This window comes from Caldicellulosiruptor kronotskyensis 2002 (genome assembly GCF_000166775.1).
Taxonomy (GTDB): Bacteria; Bacillota; Thermoanaerobacteria; order Caldicellulosiruptorales; family Caldicellulosiruptoraceae; genus Caldicellulosiruptor; species Caldicellulosiruptor kronotskyensis.
In genome coordinates this window covers 2,250,836-2,276,446 of sequence record NC_014720.1, presented here as the reverse complement: position 1 = coordinate 2,276,446, position 25,611 = coordinate 2,250,836, and the positions used below count along the sequence as shown (strand labels likewise).

Annotated in this window: 23 protein-coding genes and 1 riboswitch; of the genes, 12 read left to right on the top strand and 11 right to left on the bottom strand. The window is 35.6% G+C overall.

Annotated features, from left to right (window positions below; all coding sequences use genetic code 11):
- The first annotated feature begins 27 nt into the window (after nt 1-27).
- A complete protein-coding gene (locus CALKRO_RS10525; protein ID WP_013430998.1) occupies nt 28-672 on the top strand; it encodes an SGNH/GDSL hydrolase family protein in 645 nt (214 codons plus the stop codon).
- 59 nt (nt 673-731) lie between these two features.
- On the opposite strand, the gene CALKRO_RS10520 is transcribed toward CALKRO_RS10525, so the two are convergent.
- From CALKRO_RS10520 to glgB, 5 genes are read right to left on the bottom strand one after another with little or no spacing between them, the layout of a single operon-like run.
- Complete coding sequence (locus CALKRO_RS10520) at nt 732-3,194, bottom strand: glycogen/starch/alpha-glucan phosphorylase (RefSeq protein ID WP_013430997.1); 2,463 nt, start codon at nt 3,192-3,194, stop codon at nt 732-734.
- 28 nt (nt 3,195-3,222) lie between these two features.
- Complete coding sequence (gene glgA, locus CALKRO_RS10515; protein WP_013430996.1) at nt 3,223-4,659, bottom strand: glycogen synthase GlgA; 1,437 nt, start codon at nt 4,657-4,659, stop codon at nt 3,223-3,225.
- Nucleotides 4,656-5,798: a glucose-1-phosphate adenylyltransferase subunit GlgD gene (gene glgD, locus CALKRO_RS10510; RefSeq protein ID WP_013430995.1), complete on the bottom strand. Its 1,143-nt coding sequence runs from the start codon at nt 5,796-5,798 to the stop codon at nt 4,656-4,658. Before glgD ends, glgA begins: the two co-directional genes overlap by 4 nt.
- 16 nt (nt 5,799-5,814) lie before the next feature.
- On the bottom strand, nt 5,815-6,996 hold the full coding sequence (locus CALKRO_RS10505) for a glucose-1-phosphate adenylyltransferase (protein WP_013430994.1): 1,182 nt from the start codon (nt 6,994-6,996) through the stop codon (nt 5,815-5,817).
- Nucleotides 6,997-7,028: 32 nt separating this feature from the next.
- Nucleotides 7,029-8,963, bottom strand: a complete 1,935-nt coding sequence (glgB, locus tag CALKRO_RS10500; RefSeq protein WP_013430993.1) for a 1,4-alpha-glucan branching protein GlgB — start codon at nt 8,961-8,963, stop codon at nt 7,029-7,031.
- Between the two features lie 304 nt (nt 8,964-9,267).
- Between glgB and radC the strand changes: the two genes are divergently transcribed.
- Nucleotides 9,268-9,966 carry a RadC family protein gene (radC, locus tag CALKRO_RS10495; RefSeq protein ID WP_013430992.1) on the top strand — a complete coding sequence of 233 codons (699 nt, stop codon included), beginning with the start codon at nt 9,268-9,270 and terminating at the stop codon, nt 9,964-9,966.
- A gap of 56 nt (nt 9,967-10,022) precedes the next feature.
- Here radC and CALKRO_RS10490 read toward each other — a convergent pair whose 3' ends face one another.
- On the bottom strand, nt 10,023-11,546 hold the full coding sequence (locus tag CALKRO_RS10490; RefSeq protein ID WP_013430991.1) for a LysM peptidoglycan-binding domain-containing protein: 1,524 nt from the start codon (nt 11,544-11,546) through the stop codon (nt 10,023-10,025).
- Nucleotides 11,547-11,722: 176 nt separating this feature from the next.
- Between CALKRO_RS10490 and CALKRO_RS10485 the strand changes: the two genes are divergently transcribed.
- Entirely contained in the window at nt 11,723-12,070 is a 348-nt protein-coding gene (locus CALKRO_RS10485; RefSeq protein WP_013430990.1) for a nucleotidyltransferase domain-containing protein, read from the top strand.
- The gene (locus CALKRO_RS10480; RefSeq protein ID WP_013430989.1) at nt 12,051-12,455 is read left to right on the top strand and encodes a HEPN domain-containing protein; all 405 of its coding nucleotides are present in this window, start codon (nt 12,051-12,053) and stop codon (nt 12,453-12,455) included. Before CALKRO_RS10485 ends, CALKRO_RS10480 begins: the two co-directional genes overlap by 20 nt.
- Here CALKRO_RS10480 and ribH read toward each other — a convergent pair.
- The 5 genes from ribH to CALKRO_RS13360 all read right to left on the bottom strand — a co-directional run bounded on the left by ribH (nt 12,452) and on the right by CALKRO_RS13360 (nt 16,363).
- The gene (ribH, locus tag CALKRO_RS10475; RefSeq protein WP_013430988.1) at nt 12,452-12,922 is read right to left on the bottom strand and encodes a 6,7-dimethyl-8-ribityllumazine synthase; all 471 of its coding nucleotides are present in this window, start codon (nt 12,920-12,922) and stop codon (nt 12,452-12,454) included. The genes CALKRO_RS10480 and ribH overlap by 4 nt on opposite strands.
- Nucleotides 12,909-14,117, bottom strand: a complete 1,209-nt coding sequence (gene ribB, locus CALKRO_RS10470) for a 3,4-dihydroxy-2-butanone-4-phosphate synthase (RefSeq protein ID WP_013430987.1) — start codon at nt 14,115-14,117, stop codon at nt 12,909-12,911. The genes ribH and ribB overlap by 14 nt, the downstream gene beginning before the upstream one ends.
- Before the next feature lie 6 nt (nt 14,118-14,123).
- The gene (locus CALKRO_RS10465; protein WP_013430986.1) at nt 14,124-14,702 is read right to left on the bottom strand and encodes a riboflavin synthase; all 579 of its coding nucleotides are present in this window, start codon (nt 14,700-14,702) and stop codon (nt 14,124-14,126) included.
- Entirely contained in the window at nt 14,695-15,810 is a 1,116-nt protein-coding gene (ribD, locus tag CALKRO_RS10460) for a bifunctional diaminohydroxyphosphoribosylaminopyrimidine deaminase/5-amino-6-(5-phosphoribosylamino)uracil reductase RibD (protein WP_013430985.1), read from the bottom strand. Before ribD ends, CALKRO_RS10465 begins: the two co-directional genes overlap by 8 nt.
- A gap of 122 nt (nt 15,811-15,932) precedes the next feature.
- Nucleotides 15,933-16,061: riboswitch (FMN riboswitch) on the bottom strand.
- Nucleotides 16,062-16,165: 104 nt separating this feature from the next.
- Complete coding sequence (locus tag CALKRO_RS13360) at nt 16,166-16,363, bottom strand: DUF4176 domain-containing protein (RefSeq protein ID WP_013430984.1); 198 nt, start codon at nt 16,361-16,363, stop codon at nt 16,166-16,168.
- A 232-nt stretch (nt 16,364-16,595) separates the two neighbouring features.
- Here CALKRO_RS13360 and CALKRO_RS10455 point away from each other — a divergent pair, with 232 nt between their 5' ends.
- From CALKRO_RS10455 to CALKRO_RS10420, 8 genes are all read left to right on the top strand, one after another.
- Complete coding sequence (locus CALKRO_RS10455; protein ID WP_013430983.1) at nt 16,596-17,582, top strand: LacI family DNA-binding transcriptional regulator; 987 nt, start codon at nt 16,596-16,598, stop codon at nt 17,580-17,582.
- A gap of 44 nt (nt 17,583-17,626) precedes the next feature.
- A complete protein-coding gene (gene xylB, locus CALKRO_RS10450; RefSeq protein WP_013430982.1) occupies nt 17,627-19,135 on the top strand; it encodes a xylulokinase in 1,509 nt (502 codons plus the stop codon).
- A gap of 105 nt (nt 19,136-19,240) precedes the next feature.
- Nucleotides 19,241-20,728 carry an HD-GYP domain-containing protein gene (locus CALKRO_RS10445; RefSeq protein WP_013430981.1) on the top strand — a complete coding sequence of 496 codons (1,488 nt, stop codon included), beginning with the start codon at nt 19,241-19,243 and terminating at the stop codon, nt 20,726-20,728.
- Between the two features lie 60 nt (nt 20,729-20,788).
- Nucleotides 20,789-21,373: an ANTAR domain-containing response regulator gene (locus CALKRO_RS10440; RefSeq protein ID WP_013430980.1), complete on the top strand. Its 585-nt coding sequence runs from the start codon at nt 20,789-20,791 to the stop codon at nt 21,371-21,373.
- Nucleotides 21,349-22,071 (top strand): gamma-glutamyl-gamma-aminobutyrate hydrolase family protein, encoded by a 723-nt coding sequence (locus tag CALKRO_RS10435; protein ID WP_013430979.1) that lies wholly within the window; start codon nt 21,349-21,351, stop codon nt 22,069-22,071. The genes CALKRO_RS10440 and CALKRO_RS10435 overlap by 25 nt, the downstream gene beginning before the upstream one ends.
- The gene (locus tag CALKRO_RS10430) at nt 22,071-22,859 is read left to right on the top strand and encodes a mechanosensitive ion channel family protein (RefSeq protein ID WP_041741726.1); all 789 of its coding nucleotides are present in this window, start codon (nt 22,071-22,073) and stop codon (nt 22,857-22,859) included. The genes CALKRO_RS10435 and CALKRO_RS10430 overlap by 1 nt, the downstream gene beginning before the upstream one ends.
- Nucleotides 22,860-22,896: 37 nt before the next feature.
- Entirely contained in the window at nt 22,897-24,615 is a 1,719-nt protein-coding gene (locus CALKRO_RS10425; protein WP_013430977.1) for a proline--tRNA ligase, read from the top strand.
- A 96-nt stretch (nt 24,616-24,711) separates the two neighbouring features.
- Nucleotides 24,712-25,341, top strand: coding sequence for a cyclase family protein (locus tag CALKRO_RS10420; RefSeq protein WP_013430976.1), 630 nt, complete (start codon nt 24,712-24,714; stop codon nt 25,339-25,341).
- Nucleotides 25,342-25,611: the final 270 nt, after the last annotated feature.

The following is a 25,611-nucleotide window of genomic DNA, read 5'->3' as shown; positions in this document are numbered from 1 at the left end:
AATTACAAAAGAAGGTGGGCAGCAAAAATGAAGATTGAAAATGGAAGCAAACTTCTTTTCATAGGCGATTCAATTACAGACTGCGGCAGAGCAAGACCAGTTGGTGAAGGGCTACATTGGAATAATTTGGGGAATGGGTATGTTTCTCTTGTACAAGCTCAGCTTCTTTCAAAGTATCCTGAGAGCAAAATAAGAGTTATAAACATGGGTGTTGGTGGAGATACTGTAAGGCATCTCAAAGCGCGCTGGCAGACAGATGTTTTAGATTTAAAACCTGACTGGCTTTCTATCATGATAGGTATAAATGATGTTTGGAGACAGTTTGACAATCCACTTATTCCTGAGTGCCATGTGTATTTGGATGAGTACAAGTCTACCTTGGATGAGCTTATAAATCTTACAAAGCCAGACTTAAAAGGACTTGTTCTGATGTCGCCATTTATAATTGATGATAACAAAAATGATGCTATGAGAAAGAGAATGGATGAGTACAGATTTGCAATGAAAGAAATAGCTCAAAAACATGGTGCAATATTTGTTGATGTTCAGGAAGCTTTTGATGAATTCTTAAAATACTATCATTCATATGCACTTGCGCTTGACAGAATTCATCCGAATTTAACAGGACATATGATTATAGCAAATGAGTTTTTGAAAGCTGTTGAATTTTAATTACCCAAAATAAAGGCAGGCACAGAAAGTAAGCCTGCCCTTATTTATTTTTTGACAATTTAATCTGGAATTTCAACCCTTTTTATATGCCAAATTTCATCAGCATACTTTTGAATGGTGTTATCACTTGAAAAAATTCCAGATGCTCCTATGTTGATTATCATCATTTTTCGCCAGCGTTTGGTGTCTCGGTAGAGCTTATCAATTTTCATTTGAGCTTCATGGTAAGAGTCAAAATCTTTCAATACAAAGTACTCATCGTTATATGTTATCAAGTGATTATAAATATCCATAAACTCACCAGGTGGCACATCAAAAAAGTTTCCGATTAACTGATCAATGAGCCTTCTGATTCTCAAATCTTTTTGATAAAGCTGACTACTACTGTACCCGCCATTTTTGTAGTAGTCCAAGACCTCTTCAGCCAAAAGGCCAAAAATGACTATGTTCTCATCACCCACTGCCTCTTTTATCTCCACATTTGCACCGTCCAAAGTTCCAATGGTAATTGCGCCGTTCATCATAAACTTCATGTTGCCTGTACCAGACGCTTCTTTTGAGGCTGTTGAGATTTGCTCTGACACATCAGCAGCAGGGATAATTTTCTCTGCTAAAGATACACAATAGTTTTCCAGGAACACTACTTTGAGTTTGTCTTTTACATCTGGGTCTTTGTTGACCTTTTCAGCAATAGAATTTATGAGTTTTATAATCTTTTTTGCAAGGATATAACCCGGCGCTGCTTTTGCTGCAAAGATAAAGGTTCGCGGATAAATATCCAAGCTAGGATTTTCTTTCAGCATATTGTAAAGATGCAGTATGTGAAGAGCGTTCAAAAGCTGGCGTTTGTAAGCATGGAGTCTTTTTGCCTGCACATCAAATATTGAACGCGGGTCAACCACGATGTTGTATTTTTCTTTTATATACTTGGCAAGTTTGACCTTGTTGTTAAATTTAATATTCGCAACAAGCTCCTGTGTTAGCTTATCTTCTGCAAAATCTTTGAATCTGAGCATGAGCATAGGATCTTTTATCCACCTGTCTGTCTGCAAAGTTTCAGAGATAAGCCTTGCCAAATCTGGGTTTGCTTCAACAAGCCATCTTCTGTGTGTAATACCATTTGTTTTGCTGTTAAACTTTTCAGGGTATATAGTGTAAAAACATTTCAAAACTTCATTCTTTAAAATTTCAGTGTGAAGTTTTGAAACCCCATTTACAGAGCTGCTACCAATAACAGCCAAGTGCGCCATGTTTATTTGCCCATCATGGATAATAGCTACATTGCATACTCTTTGCCAGTCACCGCCAGTACGTTCAAGCATTTCACTGCAGAATCTTCTATTTATCTCTTCGATTATCGTATATATCCTTGGAAGAAGAGTTTTTACCATATCAATTGGCCACTTTTCAAGAGCTTCTACCATTATAGTATGATTTGTGTATGCAACAGTTTTTGTTGTGATATTCCATGCATCTTCCCATGGAAGTCCCTCTTCGTCGATTAGTATCCTCATAAGTTCTGGTATAACAAGTGCTGGATGTGTGTCGTTGATTTGAATCATTACATAGTTTGGAAGCTCATAAATTGGTTTTCCACGTTTTTTAAATGTCCTTATTATACTCTGAACACCGGCTGATACAAAAAAGTATTCCTGCTTGAGCCTCAAAATCCTGTTTTGCTCATTTGTATCATCTGGATACAAAACTTGGGTTATAGACTGCACCATATACCTGTATTCCACAGCTTTAATATAGTCACCTCTTGAAAACGAAGCAAAGTCAAATACATTTTCAAACGGTTCTGCACTCCAAAGCCTTAAAGTATTTACTGTGTTGCAACCGTAACCTATTATAGGAATATCATAAGGTATTGCCCAAACAGGTTCATAGTTTTCGTGGAAGGCTTTCAGTTTTCCATCAACAATGTCAAAACGCACTGTGCCACCAAACTTTACAACGCAGGCTCTGTCGCTTCTTTTTACCTCCCATACATACTCTTCAGAAAGCCAGTTGTCGGGCACTTCAACCTGATACCCATTTTGAATTTTTTGTTCAAAAAGACCGTAGCGGTATCTTATTCCATTTCCATGACCAGGTAGACCCATTGATGCCATAGAATCTAAAAAACATGCAGCAAGTCTGCCAAGACCGCCGTTTCCAAGTCCTGGTTCTCTTTCTGCCTCTTCAATCTCTTCAAGAGTTATGCCAAGTTCGCTCAAAGCTTCTCTGCATACATCACGAATCCCTAAGTTTATAAGATTGTTAACAAGAAGTTTACCAAGAAGGAACTCTATCGAAAAATAATACACCTGTTTTACATCGTTTTGCTTGTAATACTTGTTTGTCTGAAGCCATCTTTCGAAAGAGTATTCTTTTATAACCTCGCCAAGAGCAAGATATTGCTGATAAGTTGTTGCTTCTTTTGGATCAATTGCAAAGAGGGATATAATCTTTCGCTGAAAATCCTGCTTTATTTTTTCTTTGAGTTCTTCTTTTGAAAGACCCTTAATTCCACCTATCATAAAAAATTATCCTCCTGAGTCTAAATTTTTATGAATTTAAAAGGCTTTCATAAACCTTTTGATATTCATAGGCTGAAGCATTCCACGAATTGTCTTGTGTCATTGCCTGATGGACAATATTTCTCCACTGATTTTTATCATTATATATTGAAAGTGCATATTTTATAGTGGCAAAAAGCTCTGCAGGGTCATAGTTTGCAAACGAAAATCCCCAGCCCTCACCTGTAAACTGATTATAAGGTTTTACTGTATCTTTAAGTCCACCTGTCTCTCTGACAATCGGCACACTTCCATATCTCATTGCAATGAGCTGAGATATTCCACAAGGTTCTGTTAAAGATGGCATAAGATACATGTCAGAACCGGCATAAATTTTTCGTGCAAGTTCTTCACTATAACAAATATTTGCCGAAACCTTTGAAGGAAACGCTCCTGCATATTGTTTTAACATTTGTTCATAATGATAGTCACCAGCACCCAAGATTACAAGCTGAATTGGTAATGTCAAAAGCTTATTTATAATTCTTTCTATAAGCTCAATTCCTTTTTCTTTTGTTAACCTTGAAACCATACCAATCAGAACAATCTCGTCTGAAACAGGAAGGTTTAGCATTTGCTGAAGTCTAAATTTGTTCTCTTTTTTTCTATTTTCAAATGTATTAGAATCATAATTTACAAATATTAACTTATCTGTTGCAGGATTGTAAACTTCATAGTCAATTCCGTTAATAATGCCTATTAATTTTTCTCCAATCCCAGACAAAAGTCCGTGTAGTCCTTCGCCGTAAGAAAGTGTTCTTACTTCGTTTGCATATGTTCTGCTCACAGTTACGACCTTATCAGAGTATATTATACCGCCTTTTAAAAATGATATAGCATCATAGAATTTTAGCTTATCTTCAGAAAAATATTCATCCGGCAGTGAAAGAAGGTCATACATAACTTCTTTTGGAAAAATACCTTGGTACTTAAGATTGTGTATTGTCAAAATGGTTTTTATTTTATTATGTTTATCTGAATGTCCGTAATGAGCTTTAAGTAAGACAGGTATAACGCTCGTGTGCCAATCATTTACATGAATTATATCAACATCAAAGTCAAGATGATACACTGCTTCACATACAGCCCTTGAAAAAAAAGAAAATCTTTCTCCATCATCATAATATCCATAATATCCAGGTCTTTTAAAATAGTATTCATTGTCAACAAAATAAAATGGTACACCATCTAAATTTAGGTATTCTATTCCACAATATTGATTTCGCCATCCAACAGGTACAGTGAAATGACATATATGTTTCATCTTTGTTGTAAAATCAGGATGTATATCACTATATTTTGGCATAATGACTCTTATATCAACACCAAGTTTTCTTAATGCCTTTGGCAAAGAATATGCTACATCAGCAAGGCCTCCGCTTTTAGCAAAAGGAAATGCCTCAGACACTGCAAATAAAATTTTCATATTCTTTTCACCTCTTTTAACTGACTGAAATTAATAAAGCTTTGTTTTTCCATCACGAGGGGATTTTTGTTGTGCCCAATGAGTGTAGTATTTTCATCTATTATTACGTTTTTATCTAAAATCACATTTTTCAATATAGTGCCTCTTTTAATAACGCATTTTGAAAATATTATACTGTTTTCAACAATTGCATCTTTTTCTATTACAACTCCTCTTGAAATTATGCTATTTTTTACCTTGCCTGCAATCAGGCATCCGTTCGACACAAATGAGTTTTCAACCTCACATGTGGAAAAATACCTTGTTGGTGGCGAGTCGTTGGACTTTGTATAAATAGGTCTTTCCTCTGAAAAAAGTTCACGTTGAATATCAACATTTAACATGTCCATTGATACTTTAAAATATGAGGAGATGGAGTTTATGCATCCTACATATCCTTTAAACTCATAAGCTTTTACATTAAAATTCTGGACATTTTTGTAGATAAAATCTCTAAATGTTGTACAGTTACCATTTTCAAGACATATCATAATGCACTCAATCAAGAATTCTTTACTAAGCACAAACATATCCAAAGATATATTTACAGCTGTGCGCCTTCCTATGTTTTTTCCGACTCCAATTACATTTGAGTTTTGGTCAACCATGATTGTTGAAAGATCCAAAAAATGTTCATCTTCATTGGTAACCTTCTTATATACAACTGTTACATCTGCAGCACTTTCTTCATGAAACCTTGCTACATCTTCAAAATCAATATTGCAAATCATATATGATGAAGCAAAAATTACCATTTCCTTTCTACTACGAAGTAAGAATTCTATATTACTTTTCAAAAGTTTTATGTCACTTATGGAAGGCGGTTCATATGAATAATTGAAAATGTAAAGACCATCAACCTTGCGGTTTAGGTCCCAGGGTTTGCCTGTTCCAACATGGTCTATCAAGGACCTGGACTTGGTTGGAGCCAAAATCCCCACGTTTGTGATACCTGCGTTGACAAGATTTGAAAGCACAAAATCAATAACCCTGTATCTGCCGAATATAGGAATTGACGCTAAAGGTCTTGTTGCTGTTAGACTTTTAAGTTTACTATCATTTTCTGTAAGGCTTACAATACCTAAGTAATTTGTAAGCATTTTAATCTCCTCCACTTTATTGTTCTGAAATTATGATGTCAGAAGTTACCTTTTTGTTTTCAGGAACAACTGCAATTTTTCCTGGTTTTCCAATAACTTTACAACCTTTTGTAACTCTTGCCCCTGAACACACAATTGCATTTTCAACCACAGCACCATCTTCGATGAAGACATTGCTAAGTAAAACAGAGTTTATAACTTTGGCATTTTGGCCTACGTACACGTTGTATGACAAAACTGAATTGTAAACCTCACCCCAGATGCTGCAACCTTCTACTACCATCGACTTTTTGACCTTTGCACAAGGGGCTATGTACTGAGGTGGATATGCAATTGATGATGTATAAACCTTTGTCTCTTCATTGTACAAATCTAATATGCAACTTGGTTCATCTAATTTACACTCTTCATTTAAAAGGTCCATATTTGCCTCCCAGTAAGACTCAACCGTCCCCACATCCTTCCAGTAACCTTTGAACCTGTATGCAAATAATTTTTCACCACCTTTTAACATCTTGGGAATTATGTTTTTTCCAAAATCATGTGCAGATTCCTCGTCTTTTGCATCTTCTTTCAAATATTTTCTTAATTTGTCCCAGTTAAAGATGTATATGCCCATTGATGCAAGATTGTTTTTTGGATGTTTTGGTTTTTCTTCAAACTCATATATTCTACCATCTTCTTTTGTATTCATAATTCCGAATCTTGAAGCTTCCTTAATAGGAACTTCAATGCATGCAATTGTCACATCAGCTTTCTTTTCCTTGTGGAATTTAAACATCTCTTGATAGTCCATGGTATAGATATGGTCGCCAGACAGTACTAAAATATACTCAGGTGAAAACAGCTCCACAAAGCTCATATTTTGGTAGATGCTATCTGCAGTGCCTTTATACCAATTTCCGCCACTGTCATTTGTATGAGGTGGCAGGATGTATACACCTCCTTTTGTGCGGTCCAAATCCCATGCAGTTCCAGTTCCGATATGACAGTGTAATGTAAAGGGTTGATACTGAGTAAGAACGCCAACAACGTCGATTGATGAGTTTGCACAGTTGCTTAAAGTAAAGTCAATAATCCGATACTTTCCCCCAAACTCTACAGCAGGCTTTGCATTTGTTTTGGTGAGGTCTTTTAGCCTACTTCCTTGTCCGCCAGCCAAAATCATTGCTATAATCTCACGCTTGGGACCGTTCATTTTAATCACCACCCTATGTCTGAATATTGTTGTCATTTTGATTCTTTTTCTTCTTGAGCATTGAAAAATTCAATTGGCTTGAAAATCAAACACGAAAGTGCAGGAAGCCTAAATTCTATACACTGGTTATACCCATGCCACACTTCATCAATTGTTTTAAGTTTTTCTGTGTTTACTATATTATTACCACCAAATTCAGCTTTATCACTGTTAAATACTTCCAGATAAATGCCTTTTCTTGGCACGCCTATTTTGTAATTTTCATATGAAGCAAGACCAAAGTTACAAATGACAACAAGGTAATCATCAGGTTCTTTGGAAAATCTCAAGTATGATATGACACTTTGCTCCCAGTTGTGAACATCTATCCATCTAAAACCATCCATTTTATGGTCAAGCTCCCACAGAGCTTTGTTTTCTAAGTAGAATCTGTTTAAACTTTTAACATAGTGCTGAAGCATGCGGTGCATGGGGTAGTCCAAAAGTAGCCAGTCAAGCGATGCATAAAATCTCCATTCAATGAACTGACCAAACTCACCACCCATGAAAAGGAGCTTTTTGCCCGGATGAGTGTACATATAACCGTAAAGAAGTCTTAGGTTTGCAAATTTTTGATTGTAATCACCTGGCATTTTGTCAAGCAAAGATTTTTTCCCGTGAACAACCTCATCATGAGAAAAAGGTAAAATGAAATTTTCAGAAAATGCATACATTATAGAAAATGTCAAGAAATTATGGTGATACTTTCTTTCATCAGGGTGTTTTTGCATGTACTTTAAAGTGTCGTTCATCCATCCCATATTCCACTTGTAATTAAAGCCAAGCCCTCCATCGTATGTTGGATATGTGACCAGAGGAAATGCAGTTGACTCTTCGGCAATCATCAAAACATTTGGATATTTTGAGAATATTGCCTTGTTGAGCTTTTTTATAAATTCAATTCCTTCTATGTTTTCATGTCCGCCATACCTGTTTTTCTGGTTGTTGTTCATATAGATGATGTGAGAAACAGCATCTACCCTTATTCCGTCAATGTGATAAACATCAAACCAAAACATGGCGCTTGAGATAAGAAAGCTTTGAACCTGGGGTTTTGAGAAGTCAAATGTAGCAGTACCCCATGTGTAGTTTTCTCTCAAAAGTTCATCCTCATATTCATATAAAAATGTTCCGTCAAACCTATAAAGTCCATGCTCATCTTTGCAAAAATGAGCTGGCACCCAGTCAATTATTACTCCAATTCCATTTTGGTGCATATAGTCAACAAAATACATAAAATCCTCAATACTACCGTAGCGTGATGTGAGAGAAAAGTAACCTGTTGGCTGGTAACCCCATGACATGTCAAGAGGATGTTCTAAAACTGGCAGAAGTTCAATGTAGTTATAGTTCATTTCTTTTATGTAGTCTACCAGCATGTGGGCAAGTTCGCGGTAATTATAAAACTCGCCAGCCTTCTCTATGCTTCCATCCTTTTTCATTTTCCATGATGCAAGATGCACCTCATAGATATTGATGGGCTTGTCATATGGTGGAGTGGTTTTTCTTTTTTCCATCCATTCCTGGTCATGCCATTCATAGTCCGGGATGTTTTTGACAATTGATGCTGTATTGGGACGTTTCTCAGAATAGATTGCATACGGGTCAGCTTTTAAAACCCTTTTCCCATCAGCACCAATAATTTCATATTTGTAGAGCTCTCCTTCACCAATTCCTTCTACAAATAGCCACCAAAACCCACTTCCATAAACTCTCATCATCTTATGGTTTTCGCCGTGCCAATTATTAAAATTTCCAACAACAGATACGCTTTTAGCATTTGGTGCCCACACACAGAAAACTGTCCCAACCTTGCCTCTGTAGTTTACAACCCTGCTTCCTAAGAACTTATAACTTTCAAAATGTTCTCCTGATTCAAATTTTTTTATATCAGATAGATAAATAGTAGATTTTACTTTTTTTATCATATTTAGCACCCCCATTAGAGCTTATATTATAGAAAAGATAAATGTTTACAAAATTTAAATAAGTGTTAGTAGAAAATACTGTAAGCAATTTTATCAAAACAGAGACTAATAAGTTATAAAAAACATACAAAACACAAATTCAATTATAACATTATTGTAAAATTAAAGCAACAAAAATTTTTTTCTTTAAGATACTTAATACCCAAAATTCATGGGTTATTATTCTTTATTGAAAAGAATGATATAATCAAAATAAAATGTGATTAAAAAATTCAAAAGAAAAGTTATTTTAAAGGGAGAGTGTATGGATTTGTCTTGTAACCTGCATGAAGGGCACAGAGAAAGGCTCAAAAGAAGATTTATTGAACAAGGGCTTGATGGTTTTGAAGACCATCAAGTGTTAGAACTTCTCTTATTTTTCAGCATTCCAAGGAAAGATACAAATGAGATTGCACACAGGTTGATTTCAACTTTTGGAAGTATATCAAATGTATTTGAAGCTCACCCAAAAGAACTTCAAAAGGTAAAAGGTGTCGGTGAAAATTCTGCCATTTTGATATCTCTTATTTCTCAAATATCAAGACGATATCTTGCTGATAAAAATAGAAAAACCTTTCAGCTAAGAAATGTAGAAGCGGCAGCAGAGTACATAAAGAGTTTGTTTGTTGGCAGGAAAAATGAGGTGTTTTATGTTATTTGTCTTGATACCCAGTTAAATGTGATATATTCCGTGCCACTTTTTGAGGGTACAGTTAAAGAAGCTGTTGTGTATCCACGAAAAGTTGTTGAATGTGTTATTCGGTACAATGCAAGCAGTGTAATTTTGGCTCACAATCATCCTGGAGGTTCTGTAAGACCCTCAATGGATGACATTAAGACAACTCAGAAGATTGTTAATGCTCTTTCTACGATAGGTGTTGCTGTAAATGACCACTTTATAGTGGCAAAAGATGAGTACTACAGCTTTGCACAAAATGGAATGCTGCCCCAGCCGCAGATATAACATGGCTATTATTTCAATGGGGCTGTTCATTTGAAACAGCCCCAACTTACTTTACCTTACCTCAAGCCTGCAGCAATACTTACTGTCAACTGATGCTGAGGGTCAATTTGATTGTCTTTATGGCGAAGACCGTTGAAAGTATACACATCAAAATGTCCGTCCATTCCATTTACAATTGTATCAAGGTTTGGACCGTAGCCATATCCACCGCTTCTATTTGCAACATTTTGATTGTAAGGAAGGCCGTCCACCCCTGCATGTGGCATGCCAGAAACTGACACGGCTATTCTTCTACCATTTATTTCAAGTATAAACGGACGTCTTTCCCATGTAAAGCTTCCGCCAAATATCTCTTTCATGATTTGAGTGTCTTTAAAGCTCAAGGTTTCTACATCGGCATGGCTTGCCCCCATTGTCCTTTTTGCAAAGAAGTATTTTCCTGTCTGGATGTCAATAAACTTGCCAACGCTGCCGATGGGGAATACATAATTTCCCTGTGAAAACCAGTCGAGCATTTCAACACCGAACTCATTTGAATGCACAGCAACTGTGTGAACCGGCACTTTTAAAGTTTGTCCTGCATAGATGTATGAGTTTTGATTAAGATTATTTGCTGACATAAGTTCATAGTCGGGTATTCCAAATTTTACTGAAATCGACCATATTGTATCTCCATTTTGCACCTTATAGTATGTGTAGCTTACATAGTCACCTGAAGTATCAACAGGTATATAAGAATAAAAATAGCTACTTGGTTTTGAGACGTCAGAAATATCTTGTTTTATATCTACTGCCCATATTGAAACAAAGCCAGTTCCTTTGGGGCTTGAAATTTTATAGAAATCTGTTTGCTTTCCAATAACATTTACGCTTTGCCCTTGAGTAAGATAAAATAAGTTTTGTGCTGATGAAGTTGGTGCAGCTTTTACATATGTCCACCACTTTGTTGTTCCAGTAATTTGCACAGAATTGAGGCTCACTTTTTTTACAATGAGCTTTTGTCCCACATAGAGTGTATCATTTGTAAGATTATTAAAACTCTTAATAGCTTCAATAGATGTTCCGAACGTTTGGGATAATATCCAGAGTGAATCACCACTTTGAACACTGTAGACTATGTAGTTTCCGTTTGGCTTGAATATCATCTGCTTTCCGGATGTATAATGACGAAATTCAAATAAATTCAAGTAAGTTTTGAAAGTAGAATAAGGTACACAAATTCTATTTTGTATGATTTGCATTGGTCCGTCCATATAAAAGTTTTTTCCATTGAATGTCACCACATTGCTATCGAGCTTGAATATAAGTTCATTTTGGTCAACGATAAGCTTTGACTGAAGAAAGTTATAGTCTTTTGGATCGAAAGCAAAATTTCCACCCAGTATCCTTGAAAGTTCATAAGGGGAAAGGAGCTCTACTGAACTTTTGTTAATAATGGTGATGTAAGATGGGTTGCCATTTGCATCAAAAATCAGAGCCTCTTCTTTTTGAATATCAGAGGCAAACGAAGGAAAAACTATGACTAAAGATAAGATTATAATAGTAACAACAAACAGCCAAAATCTTAATAAACTTTTCATAAAAACCCCGCCTTTTTCATTTTTAGAGTTTTAATATATTTTCATTATAAAGCCAACGTTTTACTCAACTCAAATGAAATGCTTTCCAAAATGACTGAGTGTCATAAATAACTTGTTAGCTGTCTATAAGTTTTGTGGTATACTAATAATTGAAGAAATAATAGGAGATGATTGCGATGCCAGCAATTTCGGTTGTCAATAGTTCTTTGAAGAATGAATTAGATAGAATATTAAACATAATTATTGAAAATTTCAATCCTGAAAAGGTGATACTGTTTGGGTCAATGGCAAATGGGAATTTTAATGAATCGAGCGATATTGACTTGGTGGTAATAATGCCTACTAACCTTAGGTTTATAGAAAGATTATTACATCTTGCGCAGACTGTAAAACCTGAAGCACCTGTAGATTTTTTGGTCTATACTCCAGAAGAGGAAGAAGAATTTATAAAAAATAACCATTTGTTCTACACGGAAGAAATTTTAAAAAAAGGAGTTATACTCTATGAAAAAAGGAAAAACTGAATTTGAACAATGGGTAATGTATGCAGAAAATGATCTAAAAGCTGCTCAAGAGCTGTTAAACTCAAAACTTTATAATATTGTGTGTTTCCATTCTCAGCAGGCAATTGAAAAATATTTGAAAGCGTTTTTGGTATATAATGGTGTAAATCCACCCCGAACACATAGCATAGTATATTTAATTGAGATGTGTGCTAATATTGAAAAAGATTTTGAAAAATTTAAAGAAGAGGCGCGCATAATCGATGTTTTCTACATTCCCTCAAGGTATCCTAACGCGCCCCTTGGAAGCCTTCCAGATGGTTTGCCGAACAAAGATGATGCAGAAAAAGCATTTGAAATTGCTCGAAAAATTTGTCAATTTGTAAAAAATCTATTGCCAATTTAAGATTCAGAAACATTTTTCATCAAATTTGCCATCTCCAAGGCAGAAAGGGCTGCGTCAAACCCTTTGTTTCCTGCTTTTGTTCCTGCTCTTTCGATTGCCTGGTCAACTGTGTCGCATGTCAGAACACCAAATATAACTGGAACTTCTTGTTCCAAGGAGACGTTTGCAATGCCTTTTGAGACTTCTGCGCTTACATACTCAAAGTGTGGTGTGCTACCGCGAATCACTGCACCCAGTGCAATTATTGCATTGTATTTTTTTGACTTTGCAAGCTTTTTGCACACAAGTGGTATTTCAAAAGCACCTGGTACGTAATATACGTCGATATTTTCACTCTCCACCTCATGCCGCTTAAGACCATCTAAGCACCCTTTCAAAAGCTCATCTGTAATAAATGAGTTAAACCTTGAAATGACAATTGCAAATTTCAAGTCTTTTCCACAAAAGCTTCCTTCAAAAGTTCTCAAAGCTATCCTCTCCTTTTATTAAGATTTCATGCTTTTTCTTTAACATTTTAGAATGTATATATTTCCTGTTATATGGATTTACAGAAACCGGAATAGCTATCTTCTTCAGAATTTCAATTCCGCAATCCTGCAAAAAAGAAACTTTTTCAGGATTGGATGTTGCAATATTTATTCTCTTTATTCCAAAGAATCTCAAAATATGCAGAGCATCGAAGTAATCTCTCAAATCGTCGTCAAAGCCAAGTAGATTGTTTGCCTCATAGGTATCAAAGCCTTGCTCTTGAAGTGCATATGCTTTAATCTTATTGGCAAATCCAATTCCTCTTCCTTCCTGGTCAAGGTAAATAAGCATGCAGTTTTTGTTCTCTGCCATAAACTGCAAGAAAAATTCAAGTTGTTGATGGCAGTCACATCTTAAACTGTGAAAAATATCTCCTGTTTTACACGATGAGTGTATTCGGACATTTACAGGCTGGCTTGGGTTAAAAGTCTGGTTCATCAGCACAGCATGTTCTTTTTGCGAAAAATAGTTTTTGAAAGCAAAAATCTTAAACTTTCCATACTGTGTGGGAAGCTCTGCTTCAGCTTCTTTTTGCACTGTAGGCTGGCTAAGTAGGATATATTTTTCAATCTCCTCAATTGTGGTAATAGGTATTGAAAATTTCTTTGCCAAATTTTTTACATACTCTTTGTTGTGACTATCTCCTTTTTCGTCTAAGATTTCAATCATGACTGCAGCAGGAAAAAGCTTTGAGATTCTACAAAGTTCTACAGCTGCCTCTGTGTGCCCTTTTCTTATCAAAACCCCCCCTTCATGCGCAACAACAGGACTTACATGACCTGGAATTTTGAAGTCAGAAGCAATTGCTTTTGGGTTTGCAAGTTCTTTGCTTGTTTTGCTTCTCTCTTTAGCAGTTATACCCGTTTTTGTATCTTTGTGGTCAACAGTAACTGTAAAGGTACAGGTGTTTTGAGTATTGTAAGGAATGTATAAATTCAAGCGCTTTTGAATTTCTTTATCTATGGCAACACAGAACATTCCTTTAGCATAATTCAAAACAAAGCTTATTTTCTCTGGGGTTGAAAACTGAGCAGGCAGAATTAAATCTGCCTCATCTTCACGGTTTTGGCTGTCAAATACTATGACAAATTCTCCATTTTTAAACTTCTGTATTACATCTTTCAACTTGTACATTATCTATCACCTCAAATTTTCTTTCACAATCTTTGCAATATAGTCAAATTCAATGTTTACCCAGCTACCTACCTTTTTGTACTTCAAGGTAGTATTTTCAATGGTGTGTGGAATCAAAGATATTGTAAAGTATGTATCAAAGACATCTACGATTGTAAGAGAAATGCCGTCAATTGCAACAGAACCTTTTTTGATAACAAGACCTTTAAAATCTTCGGAAGGCTTTATTCCAATTATTCTACTTTTTCCCTGAATTTTTTGCATACAGATTGTGCCAATACAGTCCACATGACCAAGAACAATATGACCGCCAATTCTGTCTCCCATCTTCAAAGCAGGTTGCAGATTAACAGGCATTCCCTCTTTTAAAAATTTAAGTGTGGTCCTCTCAATTGTTTCGGGTGACAGGTCAAAGTCAAATTTGTTATTAGAGATATTTGTAACTGTCAGGCACACACCATCAACGGCTATACTGTCACCAATTTTTGCATCTATCTTTTTCACTTCTATACTCAGCTTTACAATATCCTCAATTTTTCTCATTAGAACAACCCTGCCAACCTCTTCAACAATTCCGCTAAACATAAGTTATATCTCCCTCAATAATAGTAGAATTTCTAAATGTTGTAACTTTTGTATTTGCAAGCTTTGGGAAAAACTGTTCAAAGCCTTCTCCGCCTACCGCACCTTTTGTATTCTGTCCGCCAATAAAAACATTGAATATCAATGAATACCAGTAATCCGCAATTCTTTGTTTCAAAAGAGAAAAGTTAAGTAGACTTCCTCCCTCAACAAGGACTGATACTATCTTTTGCTGTGCAAGTTTTAAAAATGTATCTAAAAGGTCAAGATGACCATCTTCTGATGACTTTGCAAAGATTATTTTTATTCCTTTTTGAGAAAGAAGCTCTATTTTTTGAGTATCATTTACATTTTCACTGCACACAATGTAGGTAGAATACTTGTCAGAGGTTTTTACAATATTACACTCTAATGGAATTCGAAGCTTTGAATCAAGCACAACTCTTATAGGCTGCCTTACAATCTGGCCATACCTTGCATTTAAAATTGGGTTATCTGAAATTACAGTATTTACAGACACCAAAGTTGCCATATATTTTTGACGAAGACTGTGCACAAAGACATTTTCCTCTTCAGTGTTAAACAAAAACCTCTTATTTGAAGGTATTGCAATTTTGCCATCAATACTCTGGGCAACTTTTATAGCGATATAGGGAATGCCTGTCTTCATGTACTTAAAAAAATCCTTGTTAATACTTTCTGCTTCTTTCTGCAGCACACCTTCTATGACTTCTGTTCCGTGCTGCTTTAATATCTGTATGCCCTTGCCATTGACAAGAGGATTTGGGTCTTTAGTGGCAATGACAACTCTTTTAATTCCACTTTTTATAATTGCTTCTGTACAAGGCAGCTGTTTACCATAATGACAGCATGGCTCTAATGTAACATACATTGTTGAGTTTTTGAGCAAGTATCCATTTTTTATTGCATCCTCAATTGCCAAAACTTCTGCGTGTTTTTCACCATACTTCTGGTGATACCCCTTTCCAATTACAGTTCCATTTTTTACAATCACACACCCAACTCTTGGGTTTGGCAGCACCAAAGGAGAAGCTTCTTTTGCCAGCTCAAGTGCCATGTTCATGTAGTAGCTATGTGAAAGAGCTCTCAAATGCTTCCTCCTTTCTAAGGTGTAATTTGATACACAAAAAACTAAAGCCTCGAAAGTAGATTTTCCACCTTCGAGGCTTTTTGGGCTATTGACAAGATGTATAAGAAATCTTCCTTACACATCCAATCCTTCTCCCATCCGGACTGTAACCGTTGGCACCGGAATTTCACCGGTTCTGCAAAAGCCAGAAAAGCTTTTGCTCGCGGGCTTTTACCGCCAGTGGGGAATTTCACCCCGCCCCGAAGGATGGACTTTTACTATTAGCTTATATTCAATTTACATTTCATTATATTCATAAATTTACGAAATTTCAATAGCAAAATTTATACGAAACTTTGCAGAAAGCCTCGTCCTTTTAGGGTGGGGATGAATGCAATGATAAAAAATGAAAACCAAATATGATATAATTAAGGCAAATCTTTGAATAAATTAAGGTAGTATTAAATTCATGCCCTGTTCGCGAATTGAACTGTTTTCGACCATAAATCATTAATGGTTTATTTCCACCTTTTAGAACGACTACACTTCCAATTGGAAGCCATCCGCTTTCCACCTTAATCACCCCTATAACCTTTATTTCCATTTTATCAAAAAAAAAGAAACGTCAATAGATGTTTTTGTAATATATAGTTAAAAATTCTAATACCCTACCTTGCTATTTTTAAAAATTTTGTTGATAAATCAACTACCAATGTGATAAAGTATATAACAAAGAATAATCGAAATCGCTTACAACTTCTATATTTGAGAAATTTAAAAAAGCTAAGTGAAAGGAGGTAGAGCATTTGCCATCAATTGAAGATGTTGCAAGAAGAGCTGGTGTTTCAAAGGCAACTGTGTCAAGAGTTATAAATGGAACAGCAAACGTCTCTGAGAAAAAGAAAAAGGCTGTTTTGGAAGCTATTAAAGCTTTGAATTATACTCCAAATGTAACAGCCAAAAATTTAGCAAGAAGAAAGACAGATACAATAGGAATCATAATCCAACAGCTCAGTAGCTGGTTTTACAGTGAAGTTGTGGGGTTACTCAACCAATATATAACCCAGCGCGGGTACGGGGCTATATTTTGTCAGCTGATAGATAATATTGACTACTTCAAATTTTTGGTAGGCAGAGTGGATGGAGTTATAGTTTTTGGATATAAAAGTATTGATAAACAAGCACTAAAGCTTTTGCATGCTAACAATGTTCCAGTTGTTCTTGCTGAAAACAATACTGAATTTACAAATGTTCCGAGGATAAATGTAAACAACCTGCAGGGGGGCTACATTGCAACAAAGTACCTTATTGAAAAAGGTTGCAGGAAAATTGTACATATATCAGGTCCGCTTGAGTCTTTTGAAAGTGTTGCAAGATATGAGGGGTATAAGGCAGCATTAAAAGACTTTGGAGTAGAATTTGATGAGGAACTTGTCATCGAGGGAGATTTTATGTTTCAAAAGGCATATGAAAATACAAAAAAGCTTTTACAAAACAAAAAAATAGATGGCATATTTGCAGCAAACGACCTTATGGCATATGCAAGTATGTACGCATTAGATGAAATGGGAATGTCTGTCCCAAATGATGTGAAAGTAGTCGGGTTTGACGATGTGGATTTAGTAGGGCTTCAGCTCAGCAAAATGCCAAGACTTACAACAGTTCGCCAGCCAATTGACCTTATGGCAAAGACAGCTTGTGATATTCTTTTTGAAAAAATAGATGACCCGAACAAAAAATTTGAAAGTGAATATATTCTTGACACTCAGCTTATAATCAGACAATCTGCATAAAATATATTTTCAAGACAAAAATTCAAGAAAGGAAGGTGTTTTGAATGTATTTTATTGGAATTGATGTTGGAACATCTGGTACAAAAACTATTTTAACTGATTCAAAAGGCAACATTTTGGCAACAGCAACTTTTGAGTATCCTCTTTATCAGCCTCAGATTGGATGGGCTGAGCAAAACCCTGAAGACTGGTGGGATGCAAGCGTAAAAGGAATTAAAGCTGTACTTGAAAAGTCAAAAGTAGACCCAAAAGAAGTCAAAGCTGTAGGACTTACTGGGCAGATGCACGGGCTTGTTATGCTTGACAAAAACTACAATGTCATAAGACCATCAATAATCTGGTGTGACCAGAGAACGGCAAAAGAATGTGATGAGATTACACAAAAAGTTGGCAAGGAAAGACTTATTGAAATAACAGCAAACCCTGCACTGACAGGTTTTACAGCGTCAAAGATTTTGTGGGTAAAAAACAATGAACCCCAAAATTATGAAAAGGTTTACAAGATTTTGCTTCCAAAGGACTATATAAGATTTAAACTCACAGGCGAGTTTGCAACAGATGTATCAGATGCATCTGGCATGCAGCTTTTGGACATTAAAAACAGATGCTGGTCTGATGAAGTTCTTGAAAAGCTTGAGATAGACAAAGATCTTCTTGGAAAAGTCTATGAGTCACCAGAGGTTACTGGAAAAGTGAGCAGGCAAGCAAGTGAGATTACAGGTCTTTGTGAAGGGACGCTTGTTGTTGCAGGTGGAGGGGACCAAGCAGCAGGTGCTGTTGGAAATGGCATAGTAAAGACGGGTGTGATTTCTTCTACAATAGGTTCGTCTGGTGTTGTTTTTGCCCATCTTGACGAGTTTAAGATTGACCCACAGGGAAGGGTTCATACATTTTGTCATGCAGTGCCGGGAAAATGGCATGTGATGGGTGTAACTCAAGGTGCCGGGCTTTCTCTCAAGTGGTTTAGAGACAACTTTGCTCACATTGAAAAGGCTGCGTTTGAGTTTATTGACAAAGACCCATACATTTTGATGGACCAGGAGGCAGAACTTGCAAATCCAGGGTCAGATGGGCTTGTTTTCTTGCCATACTTGATGGGCGAAAGAACACCCATTTTGGACCCGTACGCAAAAGGTATTTTCTTTGGAATAACTGCAAAACACACAAGAAGGGAATTTATTAGGGCTGTTATGGAAGGTGTTGTATTTTCGCTTAAAAACTGTCTTGATATTTTGAATGAGATGGGTATTGAGGTAAAAGAAGTCAGAGTTTCAGGTGGTGGTGCAAAGAGCAAGCTGTGGAAACAGATGCAGGCAGACATATTTGAGATGGATGTATGGACACTGAATTCCAAAGAAGGACCTGCATTTGGCGCGGCTATTCTGGCAGCAGTTGGTGCCGGAGAGTATAATAAGGTCGAAGAAGCCTGCGATGTTATGATTCAGAAGGTTGAAAGCTGTAATCCAAATAAAGACTTATTTGAAGTATATAGAAGGACTTATAAACTTTATAATAGTATATATCCAAGAGTAAAAGATTTATTTAACGCATAAGAGAGCCGTGTTCGGCTCTCTTTTTTTGTCATTTTGTTTAAAGGATTTTTGTACCTTTTGTCGAAATAATAAGGTGTGTGACTTTTTTGACAGGGGGACTGAAGATTGAAACTACAAAAGAATTTATGGATGAGGATTTTTGAGTTTTTTCTCTTCTTTTTAATATGTTTTCCACTGGCAGTTCAGGTTGCTGAGATTTTCATACATATTCAAAAACCTGTCATTGAATATCTTAAAATTGTAACACTGTTCCTTGCAGTGGTATTTTTTACAGTATTTTATATTCTCAGATATGGCAGTATATTGAAAAGATATAGAGTATTTGAGAAAAAACAAAAAGTCATAATTAAAAAGCTAAAAGAGGAAAAAGATAGTATTGAAAAGAACTACATTGATAGTATTCGACTGAACAAAGAAATGACAAATATTGTAAAAAGATTAATTGAAACAGAAAGGGACTTAAGAGAAAAAAATGAATGGTTTAAAAATTTTTTTGAACTCTCAACTAAGATTATTAGTCTTTCGAATGTAGAAAATATAGTTGAGGTTATAGGTGAGTATAGCCATGGAAGTTTGAGATTTTCTCGTATAAGCATTTATCATGATGGTGATGATAAAAAATTCAAAATCTTGGGTCAGTTTGGGCAAAAAGATATTCATGAACATCTTCTTCTGAGCAGAGCAAAAGAGGATATTAATATTGCTTTCAAAATAATAAATAATAACTTGGTAAAAGTAGCTATTCCGATTGTTTCAGAAGAGAGATGTGAAGGTATTTGTTTTTATGGCATTGAATGCAAAAGCACTTCAAGCGAAGATGTTGAATATTATATCAGCCTGTGCAATTTTATTACTATAGCCATAAAAAATGCCATTTATTATTCAAATCTCAAAAAACAGAAATCAGAAATAGAAGATTTGTATGAGAAAAGCACTTACATGAACGAAAGACTGAAAGACACAATTGAAGAATTAAATAAATCAAAGGCAGAACTTGAAAAGAAAAATCAAGAAATTGAAAAGTTCTTCTATGAAACAATCTTATGCTTGTCCAAAGCGATTGAGTACAAAGATGTGCATACGAAAGGACATTGCGAAAGAGTGCAAAGTATTGCTTTAAAAATTGCTGATGAGCTTTCGCTTTCAGAGGAAGAAAAAAACATTTTAAAGGTTGCGTGTTTGCTTCATGATATAGGAAAGATTGGTGTGAAAGAGGATATACTGAACAAGAAAGGTTCTTTAGATGAGCATGAGTATAAAGAAATCCAAAAACATCCTTTAATAGGTTACAACATTTTAAAAGATTTAGAGTTTACGGACAGGATTAAAAAGGTTGTGCTTCAGCACCATGAAAGGGTGGATGGCAGAGGTTATCCGTTTGGATTGAAAGATGAAGAGATAGACCTTCTTGCCAAGATTGTAGCTGTTGCAGATGCTTATGATGCAATGACTTCTGACAGACCCTATAGAAAAGCTTTTGATAAACAGGCGGCGTTGAACGAAATGAAAAGGTGTGCTGGAAGTCAGTTTGATACTACTATAGTGGAAAAACTGCTTAATTTAGCCCAAAAAGGTTTAGTAATGTTTTTATAGAAAAATAAAAAGAAGTGTGTTAAAATTATTAAATAAGCTTGGTAAGGGGCAAAAATATAGATGTTCAAGGTTATTCTGGCTATAAAAAACCAAAGATTATTTTCTGTTGTAAAAAATGCTCTCATTGAAAATGGCTATACCATTGCTGACACTGCTTCGGACTTTGCAGATTGTCTGAGAAAGATAAGAGCATTAAAACCAGATATTGTTATTATGGAGTATGGATTTAGTGTTGGCAGTATGGTGGAGATGATAGATATTTTAAAAAATGACAGAATATGTCCTGTTGTCATCTTGGCAAACCAGGCACAAAGGTCTAATATAGAAAGCGTAATCTTAGAAGACGATGAGTTCAATATTTTTTTATACAGTCCATTTAATAAATGGGCGTTCATATCTTTTGTTGAGACTATTGCAAAAAATTGGATGAAATTAAGAAAGTTAGAAGAACAAGTAAGGAAGCTTCAGGATGATTTGGAGACAAGAAAGCTTGTTGAAAGGGCAAAAGGGATTTTGATGAAGGAGCTAAAGCTTGATGAGGAAAGTGCAATGAAAAAACTTCAAAAGCTCAGCATGGACCACCAGATGCCTATTAAAGAAGTGGCAAAGAGAATCATAGAATGGAAATTGAAGAACTCAAAGTGAATAAGGTAAGTCCAATGAAGGTTCTTATATTTGGCGGGTTTGATACAGAGAATAGAAAACTTTATGTTATGAATGAGTACATAGAAATACTTTTAATGCTAAATGCAAAACCCATAATTTTCCCTATAAGTGTTTTATCAACTGATCTTTTAAGAGAGTACATACAGATGTGTGAGTATGTTCTTTTTTGCGGAGGTGAAGATGTTCACCCTAAATTTTATGGCAGAGAACCTCAAGTAGGAATAAGAAAAATCAATCTTTTGAGAGATAGAATAGAGCTTGAGGCAATGAAAATTTCATATGAGATGAGCAGAAGAGTTTTGGCAATTTGCAGAGGAGTGCAGGTTATGAACGTTGCGTTTGGTGGGACTTTGATACAGGACATAGAGAGAAAATCCTCTATGTCTCATTACCAGAATCTTGATGGTATATATGGATATCATACTGTAGAGGTTGTTGGAGGGTTATTTGCTTGCATCTTTGGGGGCCGAAAGATTTTAGTAAACTCTTTTCACCATCAAGCAATAGAAGAAGTAGCACCTGGATTTGAAATTGAGGCAGTATCAATGGATGGCATTGTAGAGGCAATTTCGAAGAAAGACAGAAATTTTTTTGTAGGTGTGCAATGGCATCCCGAGCTTATGGCAAAAGACGACCTTTTTCAGAAAAGGCTTTTTGAGAAGTTTTTGGGAGGGTGATGTATTTGAGTATTGGGAAAATATCTGATATGATTTTGAAATACAGTGGCAAAATCATATACTCTGTGTTCATCCTAATTATTGGTTTTTTATTTTTGAAAGTTTCTAATAGAACGCTTGAAAAATGGAAGAAAAAACAGAGAAGTTCTGTATTTCCTATAAATCAAAAAAGAATAGATACTCTTGCAGCACTTTTCAAAAGTATTATAAAATACTCTATATACTTTTTAGTGATTGTGCTCATTCTTGAAAACTTTAACGTTTCAATCAAGACAATCTTGGCTGTTGCAGGGATAGGTGGACTTGCAATAGGTTTTGGTGCACAGAGTTTGATTAAAGATGTCATAGCAGGTCTTTTTTTAATTATAGAAGACCAGCTGTCTGTCGGTGACTATGTCACCATCGATGGGAGAAGTGGTACTGTAAAAGAAATGGGGATAAAGACAATAAAAATCCAGGACTACAACGGCTCAATCCATATTATACCAAACGGTTCAATAGGTGCTATTACGAATTGGTCGAGGCATAACTCAAAGGCGATTGTGGATGTTAAGCTCAATACAAAAATGAACTTTGATGAGGTGTCTTTGAAGCTACAAGAGGTTTTTAAAGAGATTGAGGAGGAGTTTAAAGATGATATTGTAACACCACCGCAGATTGTTGGTATTGTGGACACGAACTGGATAGAATATACGCTCAGGATTGTGACAGAGACAAAACCTCTTCGCCACTGGGATTTAGAAAGAGCGATGAGAAAAAAGATTATTGAAAAACTTTTTATATGCTAAAAAACTAAGGTTTAGAAAGGGGTAGTAACAAAGGAAGATGAAAGTTTCAGAGCTTTTTATGCCAACTTTGAAAGAGACACCTTCTGATGCAGAGATAGAATCACACAAGCTTATGCTAAGGTCTGGTTTTATGAGACAGCTTTCCTCTGGCATTTATGTTTATCTTCCGCTTGGTTACAGAGTTTTAAGAAAGATAGAAAACATTGTAAGAGAAGAGATGGATAAAAGCGGTGCACAAGAGGTTCATATGTCAGCTCTTATGCCAAAAGAACTTTGGGAAGAGTCGGGTAGGTGGGCTGTATTTGGCCCTGAGATGTTTAGGGTAAAAGATAGAAATGAAAGGGAATACTGTTTGGGTCCCACTCACGAAGAAGCATTTACTTATATAGTCAGAAACGAGATTTCATCTTACAGGGACCTTCCTAAAATTTTGTATCAAATCCAAACAAAGTTTCGTGATGAGAGAAGACCGCGGTTTGGCGTTATGCGTTGCAGAGAGTTTACAATGAAGGATGCTTATTCATTTGATGTTGATGAGAAAGGCTTGGACATATCATATAAGAAGATGTATGATGCATATGTGAGAATATTCAAAAGATGTGGGCTTGATGTAAAGATTGTCGAGGCAGATACAGGTGCAATGGGCGGAGCAAGCTCACACGAGTTTATGGTTCCATCTTCTGTTGGTGAGGCAGAGATTGCATATTGCAAAGCGTGCGGATATGCTGCAAACTTGGAAAAGGCAGAGTGTTTGGATGAGCCTATTGAAAACAATGAGGAGCTTAAAGAAAAACAGGAAGTCTACACTCCAAATGTGAGAACAATTGAGGAGCTTGTGAGTTTTCTTGGCATCGACAGTACAAGGTTTGTAAAAACAATGATTTACAAGGCAGATAACAAGTTTGTTGCAGTGCTGGTAAGGGGAGATAGAGAGGTAAATGAGACAAAGCTAAAAAATCTTTTAAAAGCTACAGACCTTGAACTTGCATCGGCAGAGGATGTAGAGAAAATTACAGGTGCAAAGGTGGGATTTGCCGGTCCAATTGGTCTTTCGATAAATGTGTATGCAGACAATGAAGTAAAATATCTCAAAAACTTTGTGGTAGGTGCAAATAAGACAGATTATCATATAAAGAATGTTAATCTTTCAGATTTTAAAGTAACAAAATTTGCAGACCTCAGGAATATAACCCAAGATGACCTTTGTCCAAAATGTTGCTCTCAGAAGGTGACAATTGAGAGAGGAATTGAGGTTGGACATATATTTAAGCTTGGCACTAAATATACACAGGCATTTAACTGCGTGTACACAGATGAAAAAGGCGAAAAGAAGCTCATGATAATGGGATGTTATGGTATTGGTATCAACAGGACAGCTGCAGCTATCATTGAACAGATGCACGATGAAGATGGTATAATTTGGCCAATTACAGTTGCACCGTATGAGGTAATTATTGTGCCTGTAAATGTAAAAGATGAAAATCAAAATAGAATTGCATTTGAGATTTATGAAAACCTTCAGAGAAATGGAGTTGAGGTTTTGATTGATGACAGAGATGAAAGAGCAGGTGTTAAGTTCAAGGATGCAGATTTGATAGGGATTCCGTTTAGAGTTACTGTTGGAAAGAAAATATCAGAAGGAAAGCTTGAGATTAGAAATAGAAGAACAAAAGAATCTTTTGAAGTTGAAATTGAGAAAGCAATAGAAGTTGTAATTAATCTAATCAGGGAAGAAAAAGCAAAATACCAAATATAAGTTTAAAATGTTTGTCAGCAAAAGGGGCTTTTAAGCAAAAGCCCCTTTTTATTATTCTTATTTTTGAAAATGTTAAGTTTAAAGGAGGGTTTGAAATTGAGGATTATAGATGTCAGTATTCCAATTTCAAATAATATGGTTTATTTTCCCGGTGATCCAAAACCGCAGATATCAAGGGTTTATAGTATTGAAAGTGGAGATGTGGCAAACGTAAGCAAATTAATACTTTCATCCCACACAGGGACGCACATTGACGCACCATCTCATTTTATAAAGGATGGTAAAACAGTTGACCAGATTCCTTTGGAATACCTGATTGGAGAAGTCAAGGTTTTCGAGGTATATGAAGATAATAAGATAACCAGAGAGTTTCTTGAAAGCAAGAATATAGAGTATGGTGATAGGATATTTTTCAAGACCAAAAATTCTCAGTATCTTAAAAGGAGTTCAGAGTTCTATGAAAAGTATGTTTATTTGACTTTGGAAGCAGCCGAGTTTCTCATAGAAAGAGAGGTTAAAGTTGTAGGAATAGATTATCTTTCAATAGAAGAATTTGCTTCAAATGATTTTGCTGTACACAAGAGTCTGCTGTCAAATGGTGTAGTGGTTATTGAAGGATTGGATCTTTCACAGGTTTGTGAAGGGAAATACAGGTATGCAGCACTGCCACTAAAACTAAAAGACTGCGACGGTGCACCTGCAAGAGTGATATTGATTGATTTTTAATCCAAAAATTTTGTAGGTCTCATTTACACCTACTTATTTTTGGTGGTATTTTTATCAGTAAAGATAACTTGATAATTAAATTGCAAATTATTTTTAAATATTTCTGTTTTAGTTGGATTAATTGGTATTAACGTATACAATGCCAATATTATTGTGGTTATGGATTGAATATATTTGTATAACATAAATAAAATTTATTAAAAAAAAAAAAAAAAAAAAAAAAAGTTACAAAACCACAACATTGTGGTATTATATATTCAAAAATAAAGG